This is a genomic window from Micromonospora sp. NPDC048040 (assembly GCF_055587185.1).
This window is the reverse complement of sequence record NZ_JBVJGT010000108.1, coordinates 1-9357: the sequence shown is the minus strand read 5'-3', so window position 1 is coordinate 9357 and position 9357 is coordinate 1. Positions and strand designations below refer to the sequence as shown.

Sequence of the window (9357 nt, the reverse complement as noted above, 5' to 3'; positions counted from 1 at the left end):
CGGGGCGACGACGACGCGACGCGGCTGCTGACCAACCTCGCCACCGCGCACGCCATCGGCCTGCCCGTCGACCTCACGACCGTCCTCGCCGGGACCGACACCGTCGACCTGCCCACGTACGCCTTCGACCGGGACCGGTTCTGGCCGACCGCGACGACGGCGCAGGGCGGCGCCGACGAGACCCCGAGCGGCGTCGACTCCGCCTTCTGGGCGGCCGTCGAGAGCGAGGACCTGGCTGCGCTCGCGGAACTCACCGCGCAGAGCGCGACGGAGTCCCTGGAACGGCTGGGCGCGGCCCTGCCGGTGCTCGCCTCCTGGCGGCGGCAGCAGCGGGAACGGTCCACTCTGGACGACTGGCGGTACCGCAGCGTCTGGCAGCCGTACACCGGGACGCCGGTCAGCTTCCTCCCCGGCGCCTGGTGGGTGGTGGCGGACGAGCGGCACCCGGAGGAGGGCGAGGCCGCGGTCGTCGAACTGGCCCGCCGGGGCGCCGACGCCCGGCTGGTGCTGCTGCCGGACGACCTGACCGACCGGGTCGCCCTCGCCGCGCGCCTGACCACCGCGACGCGCACCGCCGACGGCGAACCCGCCCCGGTGGACGGCGTGCTGTCGCTGCTCGCCCTCGCCGACGGCGCGGTCGACGACACCCAGCCGGTGCCGCCGTTCCTCGCCCGGTCCCTGGCGCTGGTCCAGGCCCTCGGCGACCTCGACGTCGCCGCGCCGCTGTGGTGCGTCACCCGGGGCGCCGCCGGCACCACCCGGGGCGGGACCCCCGGTCGCCCGGAGCAGTCGCTGCTCTGGGGCCTCGGCCGGGTCGTGGCCCTGGAACACCCGCAGCGGTGGGGCGGGCTGGTCGACGTCCCGGCCACCCTCGACGACCACGGCTGGGACCTGCTCTGCGCCGCGCTCGCCGGCCTCGACGGCGAGGACCAGCTCGCCGTCGACGGCGCCACCATCCTGGTACGCCGGCTGGTGCGGGCGCCCGGCGGTGAACCCGCCACGGACGAGGCCGGCTACCCGGGTACCACGCTGGTCACCGGCGGCACCGGCGCGCTCGGCGCGGAGGTGGCCCGCTGGCTGGCCGCCCGCGGCGCCGAGCACCTGCTGCTGGTGAGTCGCCGGGGAGCGGACGCCCCGGGCGCCGTCGAGCTGGTCCGCGAGCTGACCGATGCGGGCACCCGGGTGACCGTGGCGGCCTGCGACGTGGCCGACCGGGCCGCGCTGGCCAAGCTGCTCGACGAGGTGCCCGCCGACGCGCCGCTGACCAGCGTGGTGCACGCGGCCGGCGTACTGGACGACGGTGTGCTCGACGGCCTCACCGCCGACCGGCTCGCCACCGTCCTGGGGCCCAAGGTGCTCGGCGCGCTGCACCTGCACGAGCTGACCGTCGGTCGGGAGCTGCGCGCGTTCGTGCTGTTCTCCGCGATGGCCGGCCAGCTCGGCGCCGCCGGCCAGGGCAGCTACGCCGCCGCCAACGCCTACCTCGACGCCCTCGCCGAGCAGCGGCACCGTCAGGGCCTGCCGGCCACCTCGGTCGCGTGGGGTCCGTGGGCGGCCGGCGGGATGGCGGCAAGCGACCAGGCCGTGGAGGATCGCCGCCGGCGCACCGGGGTCGCCCGCCTCGACACCGAGCCCGCCCTCACCGCGCTCGCGCGGTGCGTCGCGGGAGGTGAGCCGGCGACGCTGGTGGCCGCCATCGACTGGGCCCGGTACGTGCCCGGGTTCGTCGCCGTCCGGCCCAGCGCGCTCATCGAGGGCGTGGCCGAGGCGCGGCGGGCCGCCGCCGAGCGGGCCGCCGACGACGGCGGCGTGTCCGCGGAGTCCCTGGCCGCGCTGCTCGCCGGCCAGACCGACGCCGAGCGGCGCAAGACGCTCCTGGAGCTGGTACGCGGCCAGGCCGCCGCGGTGCTCGGGCACGCCTCCATGGACGCCGTGGAGCCGGAGCGAGCCTTCCGGGAACTCGGCTTCGACTCGCTGACCGCCGTGGAGCTGCGCAACCGGCTCACCGCGGCGACCGGCGTCCGGCTGCCCGCCACGGTGGTCTTCGACTATCCGACCGCCGCCGGCCTGGCCGACTACGTGCGGGCCGCGATCGTCGACGGCGGAGTGGTCGGGGTCGCGCCGGTCTTCGGCGAACTGGACAGGTTGGAAGCGGCGCTCTCCGGCTCGGCGCCGGACCGCAGCGCCCGGATTCGGATCACCGAGCGGCTGCGGGCGCTGCTGGCCTCCCTCAACGAGGCCGACGCGCCGGCTGACGGCGACACCGTCGCCGAGAAGCTCCAGGACGCGACGCCGGATGAGGTCTTCGACTTCATCGACCGCGAGCTGGGGATGTCCTGACGTGATCGCTGCTGCGACGACGGGTCAACACAAGGAGTGCGCGGTCCATGGCTGACGAGGCGAAGCTTCTCGACTACCTCAAGCGGGTCACCGCTGACCTGCATCAGGTGCGGCAGCGCCTGCGCGAGGTGGAGGCCGGTGAACAGGAACCGGTCGCCATCGTCTCCATGAGCTGCCGGTTCCCCGGCGGCGTGCGGTCGCCGGAGGACCTGTGGGAGGTGGTCGCGTCCGGCCGGGACGTGGTCACCGAATTCCCGGAGGACCGGGGCTGGGACCTCGGGTCGTTGTACGACGCCGACCAGGAGCAGGGCGGCCCCGGCACGTCGTACACCCGCCAGGGTGGCTTCGTCCACGACATGCCCGACTTCGACCCCGGCTTTTTCGCGATCTCCCCCCGCGAGGCCCTGGCGATGGACCCGCAGCAGCGCTGGCTGCTGGAGACCTCCTGGGAGGTCTTCGAACGGGCCGGCATCGACCCGCACTCGCTGCGCGGCAGCCGCACCGGCGTCTTCGCCGGCAGCACCGGGCAGGACTACGGCACCGTGCTGATGGGTGCCGCGCAGGGCCTGGAAGGGCACCTGATGACCGGCAACGCCGGTAGCGTCGTCTCCGGCCGGATCGCCTACACCTTCGGCCTGGAGGGGCCGGCGGTCACCATCGACACCGCCTGCTCGTCCTCCCTGGTCGCGCTGCACCTCGCCGGGCAGGCGCTGCGGCAGCAGGAGTGCACCCTGGCCATCGTCGCCGGGGTCACCGCCATGTGCACCCCGGCCGCCTTCGTCGAGTTCTCCCGGCAGCGCGGCCTCGCCGCCGACGGCCGGTGCAAGGCGTTCGCCGCCGCCGCCGACGGCACCGGCTGGTCCGAGGGCGTCGGCGTCCTGCTGCTGGAGCGGCTGTCGGACGCGCAGCGCAACGGCCACCCGATCCTCGCCGTGGTTCGGGGCAGCGCCGTCAACCAGGACGGCGCGTCCAACGGCCTGAGCGCCCCGAACGGGCCGTCCCAGCAGCGGGTCATCCAGCAGGCCCTCGCCAACGCCGGCCTCGCCGCCGGCGGCGTGGACGTGGTGGAGGCGCACGGCACCGGCACCCGGCTCGGCGACCCGATCGAGGCGCAGGCGCTGCTGGCCACGTACGGGCAGGACCGGGGCGACGCGGCGCCGCTGCTGCTCGGGTCGATCAAGTCGAACATCGGCCACGCCCAGGCCGCCGCCGGCGTCGCCGGTGTGATCAAAATGGTCATGGCGATGCGGCACGGCGTCGTGCCGCCGACCCTGCACGTGGACGAGCCGACCCCCGAGGTCGACTGGTCGGCCGGCGCCGTCTCGCTGGTGACCGAGGCGACGCCGTGGCCGGCGATGGACCGGCCCCGCCGCTCGGCCGTCTCCTCGTTCGGGGTGTCCGGCACCAACGCGCACACCATCCTGGAGCAGGCCCCGGCGCCGCAGCCCGCGACGGCCGCCGCCGCGACGGCCGCCGCCGCGCCGGCCGTCGAGCGGCCGGTCGTGCCGGTGCTGGTGTCGGCCCGGGACGCCGCCGGCCTCGCCGGGCAGGCGCAGCGCTGGGCCACCCGGCTGGCCGCCGACGAGACCCTGCGCCCCATCGACGTCGCCTTCTCGTCGGTCACCTCCCGGTCCACCCTGGACCACCGGGCCGTGGTGCCGGCCACCGGCCGCGACGACCTGCTCGCCGGGCTCCGGGCGCTCGCGTCCGGCGAGCCGTCGGGCGGGGTGGTCGCGGGCCAGGCCGGCGGCCGGGGCTCGCTGGCGGTGCTGTTCTCCGGTCAGGGCGCGCAGCGTGCCGGCATGGGCCGGGAGCTGTCCGAGGCGTTCCCCGTCTTCGCCGCCGCGCTGGATGAGGTGTGTGCGCGGCTGGATCCGTTGCTGCCGCGTCCGTTGCGGGAGGTGTTGTTCGCCGAGGCGGGTACGGCCGAGGCGGCGTTGTTGGACCAAACGGTGTTCACGCAGGCCGGGTTGTTCGCGGTCGAGGTGGCGTTGTTCCGGCTGGTGGAGTCGTTCGGTGTGGTGCCGGACTTCGTGGGCGGTCACTCGATCGGTGAGATCACGGCCGCGCACGTGGCCGGGGTGTTGTCCCTGGCGGACGCCGCCGCGCTGGTCGCCGCGCGGGGCCGGTTGATGCAGGCGCTTCCCGCTGGCGGCGGGATGCTTGCCGTCGCCGCTTCAGAAGAGGCGGTGGTCGAGTCGATCGCCGGGCTCACGGATCGGGTCGGGATCGCGGCGGTGAACGGGCCGACGTCGGTCGTGCTGTCCGGGGCCGTCGACACCCTCGACGACATTGAGCGGGCCTGGCGGGACCGGGGTGCCCGGACCCGTCGGCTCACCGTCAGCCACGCGTTCCACAGCCCGCTGATGGAGCCGATGCTGGCCGAGTTCCGCGCGGTCCTGGACGGGTTGACGTTCGCCGCGCCGTTGCTGCCGGTCGTGTCGAACGTGACCGGCGGGTTGGCCGGCCCGGACGAGATCCGCAGCGCTGACTACTGGGTGCGGCATGTCCGTGAGGCGGTGCGGTACGCCGACGGGGTCACGGCGTTGCAGGTCGCCGGTGTGGACACGTTCCTGGAGGTCGGCCCGCAGAGTGTGCTGACCGCGATGGCGGCGGACATCCTGCCCGACGACGAGACTGTGCTGGCCGTCGCCGCCCAGCGCAAGGACCGGCCGGAGACGCACGCGCTGCTGCACGCCCTGGCCGAGTTGCACGTCCACGGCGTGCCGGTGACCTGGCAGCCGTGGTTCACCGACACCGGCGCGCGCCGGGTCGACCTGCCCACGTACGCCTTCCAGCACCAGCGGTACTGGCCCGAGGCGGGCGCCGGGTGGACCGGGGACGTCACCGCCGTCGGCCTGCGGCCCGCCCGGCACCCCCTGCTCGGCGCCGCCGTCGGCGTCGCGCACGCCGAGGGCTTCCTGTTCACCGGGCGACTGGCCCGGCGTACCCACCCGTGGATCTCCGACCACGTCGTCTTCGACACGGTGCTGCTGCCCGGCACCGGCTTCGTGGAACTCGCCCTCCAGGCCGGCGCGCACGTCGGCGCGGACCACGTCCGCGAACTCACCCTGGAGTCGCCGCTGATCCTGCCCGAGACCGGCGGCGTGGACATCCAGCTCTGGATCGGCCCGGCCGACGAGACCGGCTGCCGGTCCGTGTCGCTGCACTCCGCGGTGGACGGCGACCCGGCCGACGGTGCGGGGGAGCGGGCCTGGACCCGCAACGCCAGCGGCGTGCTGGCCAGCGGCCCCGCCGGACCGGGCGCGCCCTCCGGCTGGTCCGACCTGACCGCCTGGCCGCCCCCGGGCGCGACCGAGGTCGCCACCGACGACCTGTACCTGAACCTCGCCGCCCAGGGCTACGACTACGGCCCGTCCTTCATCGCGCTGCGCTCCGCCTGGCGGCGCGGTGAGGACCTCTTCGCCGAGCTGGCCCTGCCGGAGACCCCCGCCGCCGAGGCCGACGGGTACGGCCTGCACCCGGCCCTGCTCGACGCGGCGCTGCACACCCTCGGGCTGACCACCGCCGCCGGCGCGCCGTCCGGGGCGGACATGCCCCCGGGGTACGGCCGGCTGCCGTTCTCCTGGAACGACGTCGCCCTGCACGCCGCAGGCGCGGCGGCGGCCCGGGTCCGGGTCTCGCACACCGGCACCGACAGCATCTCGCTGCTGCTCGCCGACGTCACCGGCGCGCCGATCATCTCCGTCGGCTCCCTCGTCCTGCGGCCGGTCTCGGCCGACCAGCTCCGCACCGCCGGGGGCGGCGGGACCGAGTCGCTGTTCCGGGTCGAGTGGGCCCCGCTCGCCCTGGCCGCCGGCCCGTCGACCGTCGGCTGGGCGGTGGTCGGCGACGAGGCGGCCCTCACCGACGGGGTCGCCGCCACCGGGACGGCTGTGGCGGCGTACCCCGACATGACCGCCCTGGCCGGCGCGATGGAAGAGGGGGCGGACGCGCCCGGGGTGCTGGTCGTGCCCTTCCTCGACCCGCCCGGATCGGCGGACGTGCCGCGTGCCGTCGCCGAGGTGACCCACCGGGCGCTCGCCGTGCTCCAGCAGTTCCTCGCAGACGACCGGTACGCGGCCTCCCGGCTGGTCGTGCTGACCCGGGGCGCGGTCGCCACCGACCGGGACGCCGACCTGACCGACCTGGCCGGCGCGGCGGTGATCGGCCTGCTCCGCTCCGCCCAGTCGGAGAACCCCGACCGGTTCGTGCTGGTCGACGTCGACGACGTGGCCGGCTCCGCCGCCGCGCTCGTCCCGGCCGTCGCCACCGACGAGCCGCAGGTGGTGATCCGCGCGGGCGTCGCCGCCGGCGCCCGGCTCACCCGGGTCCCCGCCGCGGCTGAGCCGCCGGCCGCCCCGTTCGACGGGGAGGGGACCGTCCTGATCACCGGTGCCACCGGCACCCTCGGCCAGCTCATGAGCCGGCACCTGGTGACCACGTACGGCGTCCGGCACCTCATCCTCACCAGCCGGCGCGGCCGGGCGGCCGGGGGCGTCGCCGAGCTCTGCGCCGACCTGGAGGCGCTCGGCGCGACCGTCACCGTCGCCGCCTGCGACGTCGCCGACCGGGCCGCCGTGGCGGAGCTGCTGGCCGCCATCCCGGCGGAGCACCCGCTCACCGCCGTCATCCACGCCGCCGGCGTCCGCGACGACGGCGTCATCTCGTCGCTCACCCCCGAGCGGATGGACGGCGTGCTGCGGCCCAAGGTCGACGCCGCCTGGAACCTGCACGAACTGACCGCCGACCTCGACCTGAAGGCGTTCGTCTCGTACTCGTCGCTCGCCGCCACCGCCGGCGGTCCCGGCCAGGGCAACTACGCGGCCGCCAACGCGTTCCTCGACGGGCTGGCCCAGCACCGCAAGGCGCGCGGCCTCGCCGCGCTCACCCTCGCCTGGGGCCTCTGGGCCGACCGCAGCGGCATGACCACCGAGCTGGACGACGTCCACCTCAACCGGATCTCCCGCTCCGGCGTCGCCGCCATGGAGGCCGAGGAGGGGCTCGCCCTCTTCGACGCGGCCTGCCGCACCACCGACGCCGCGCTCGTCCCGGCCCGGCTCGACCTCGCCGCCATGAAGGTGCAGTTCGCCGGCGGCAGCATCCCGCCGCTGTACCGGGCGCTGATCCGCATGCCCGCCCGCTCCGCCGCCGCGGCCACCACCGGCGCGTCCCTGGTCCAGCAGCTCGCCGCGCTCGGCGACACCGACCGGGTCGCCGCGCTGGTCGAGATCGTCCGCGGCCAGGCCGCCGCCGTGCTCGGCTACCCCGACCCGGGCGCCATCGAGCCGCGCAAGGCGTTCAGCGAGTTCGGCTTCGACTCGCTCACCGCCGTGGAGATGCGCAACCGGCTCAACAACGCGTTCGGGATGCGGCTGCCGGCCACCCTCGTCTTCGACTATCCGACCCCGCACGACCTGGCGGCCTTCCTGGGTACGGAGATCGCCGGCACCCCGGTCCCCGTACGGCCCACCACCGCCACCGTGTCGGTCGACGACGACGAGCCCCTCGCCATCATCGGCATGGCGTGCCGGCTGCCCGGCGGGGTCTGGTCCCCCGACGACCTGTGGCGGCTCGTGGCCGACGGCGTCGACGCGATCACCGACCTGCCCACCGACCGGGGCTGGGACCTCGACTCCCTCTACAGCCCGGACCCGGACGCCAGCGGCACCTTCTACACCCGGGGCGGCGGCTTCCTCAGCGGCGTCGACCGGTTCGACCCCGGGTTCTTCGGCATCTCGCCCCGCGAGGCCCTGGCCATGGACCCGCAGCAGCGACTGCTGCTGGAGACCACCTGGGAAACCTTCGAGTCCGCCGGCATCGACCCGACCGCCGTCCGGGGCAGCAGCACCGGCGTGTTCGTCGGCACCAGCGGCCAGGACTACGGCTCGCTGCTCGCGTACTCGCCGGAGGCCGCCGAGGGCTACATGCTGACCGGGATGACCAGCAGCGTCATCTCCGGGCGGGTGTCGTACACGTTCGGCCTCGAAGGCCCGGCCGTCTCGCTGGACACCGCCTGCTCGTCGTCCCTGGTCGCGCTGCACTGGGCCGGCCAGGCGCTGCGGCGCGGCGAGTGCGACATGGCCCTCGCCGGTGGCGTCATGGTGATGGCCACCCCGACCGCCTTCGTCGAGTTCTCCCGCCAGCGCGGCCTCGCCGCCGACGGCCGGTGCAAGTCGTTCGCCGCCTCCGCCGACGGCACCGGCTGGTCCGAGGGCGTCGGCATGCTGCTCGTGCAGCGGCTGAGCGACGCCCGCCGGCAGGGCCGCAAGGTCTACGCGGTGGTACGCGGCTCGGCGATCAACCAGGACGGCGCGTCGAACGGGCTCACCGCCCCGAACGGTCCGTCGCAGCAGCGGGTGATCCGGCAGGCCCTCGCCTCGGCGCGGCTGTCCACGGCTGACGTCGACGTGGTCGAGGCGCACGGCACCGGCACCACCCTCGGTGACCCGATCGAGGCGCAGGCGCTCCTGGCCACGTACGGGCGGGACCGGCCGGCCGATCGGCCGCTGCTGCTCGGCTCGATCAAGTCGAACATCGGCCACGCCCAGGCGGCGGCCGGTGTGGCCGGTGTGATCAAGATGGTGCAGGCCATGCGGCACGGGGTCGTGCCGGCGACGCTGCACGTGGACGAGCCGTCTCCGCACATCGACTGGACGGCCGGCGCGGTGGAGTTGGCGACGGAGTCCCGGCCGTGGCCGGCGGTGGACCGTCCGCGCCGGGCGGCGGTGTCGTCGTTCGGCATCTCGGGCACCAACGCGCACGTCATCATCGAGCAGGCCGACGAGCCGGTCGCAGCCGCGCCCGTGGACCCGCGTCCGGGCCTGGTGGACTCCGATGTCGTCGTGTGGCCGGTGTCGGCGCGGTCGAAGGCGGCTCTGGCGGGTCAGGCGGCGCGGCTGGCGGAGTACGTGCGCGAGCGCGGTGACGTGGACCCGGCCGTCGTGGCCTGGTCCCTGGCCACGACGCGGTCGCTGTTCGACCAGCGGGCCGCCGTGGTCGGTGCGGGTGTGTCGG

Annotated in this window: 2 protein-coding genes; both read left to right on the top strand. The window is 75.6% G+C overall.

What is annotated here, in order from left to right; genetic code table 11:
- Positions 1–2340, top strand: a 2340-nt coding sequence (locus ACZ6O2_RS35970; protein WP_466026139.1) for an SDR family NAD(P)-dependent oxidoreductase, incomplete at its 5' end; no start/stop codon positions are given.
- A 47-nt stretch (positions 2341–2387) separates the two neighbouring features.
- Positions 2388–9357 (top strand): type I polyketide synthase (locus tag ACZ6O2_RS35965; protein WP_466026138.1); only part of this gene is annotated, 6970 nt, incomplete at its 3' end.